Source organism: Streptococcus sp. SN3 (assembly GCF_030439905.1).
In genome coordinates, this window is the sequence record NZ_JAQFJF010000022.1 from 1 (window position 1) to 1,200 (window position 1,200).

General features: G+C 48.8%; 1 tRNA gene and 2 rRNA genes. All 3 read left to right on the forward strand.

Annotated features, from left to right (window positions below):
* Positions 1 to 219: ribosomal RNA gene (locus PCY71_RS14895) — 16S ribosomal RNA — on the forward strand; the annotation flags it as partial.
* A 56-nt stretch (positions 220 to 275) separates the two neighbouring features.
* Positions 276 to 348, forward strand: a tRNA-Ala gene (locus tag PCY71_RS14900).
* Positions 349 to 538: 190 nt separating this feature from the next.
* Positions 539 to 1,200, forward strand: a 23S ribosomal RNA gene (locus tag PCY71_RS14905); the annotation flags it as partial.

Consider the following 1,200-nt stretch of genomic DNA (forward strand, 5'->3'; position numbering starts at 1 on the left):
CCTACATGAAGTCGGAATCGCTAGTAATCGCGGATCAGCACGCCGCGGTGAATACGTTCCCGGGCCTTGTACACACCGCCCGTCACACCACGAGAGTTTGTAACACCCGAAGTCGGTGAGGTAACCGTAAGGAGCCAGCCGCCTAAGGTGGGATAGATGATTGGGGTGAAGTCGTAACAAGGTAGCCGTATCGGAAGGTGCGGCTGGATCACCTCCTTTCTAAGGAAAAATCGGAAGCCATTGAGTTCGTTTTGTTTAGTTTTGAGAGGTCTTGTGGGGCCTTAGCTCAGCTGGGAGAGCGCCTGCTTTGCACGCAGGAGGTCAGCGGTTCGATCCCGCTAGGCTCCATTATCTAGGATGCAAAGAAATGAGATTCTTGTTCAACTAGATAAGATAGGATAGGTGTTCAACGGGTAAAGAAGTTGAACACGAACCTAATTAGCCCATTGAAAATTGAATAACGATATCAAATAGTAACAAGAAAATAAACCGAAACGCTGTGAATATTAATGAGTTTATGACTGAAAGGTCAAAATAAGGTTAAGTTAGTAAGGGCGCACGGTGGATGCCTTGGCACTAGGAGCCGAAGAAGGACGTGACAAACGACGAAATGCCTTGGGGAGCTGTAAGTAAGCGTAGATCCAGGGATGTCCGAATGGGGGAACCCAACAGGTACTACCTGTTACCCATATCTGTTAAGGATATGAGGAGGAAGACGCAGTGAACTGAAACATCTAAGTAGCTGCAGGAAGAGAAAGCAAAAGCGATTGCCTAAGTAGCGGCGAGCGAAAGGGCAGGAGGGCAAACCGAAGAGTTTACTCTTCGGGGTTGTAGGACTGCGAAGTGGACGTAAAGATTATAGAAGAAGACCTTGGGAAAGGTTGCCAGAGAGAGTAAGAGCCTCGTATTTAAAATAGTCTTTATACCTAGCAGGATCCTGAGTACGGCGAGACACGTGGAATCTCGTCGGAATCTGGGAGGACCATCTCCCAACCCTAAATACTCCCTAGTGACCGATAGTGAACCAGTACCGTGAGGGAAAGGTGAAAAGCACCCCGGGAGGGGAGTGAAAGAGAACCTGAAACCGTGTGCCTACAACAAGTTCGAGCCCGTTAATGGGTGAGAGCGTGCCTTTTGTAGAATGAACCGGCGAGTTACGTTATGATGCGAGGTTAAGTTGAAGAGACGGAGCCGTAGGGA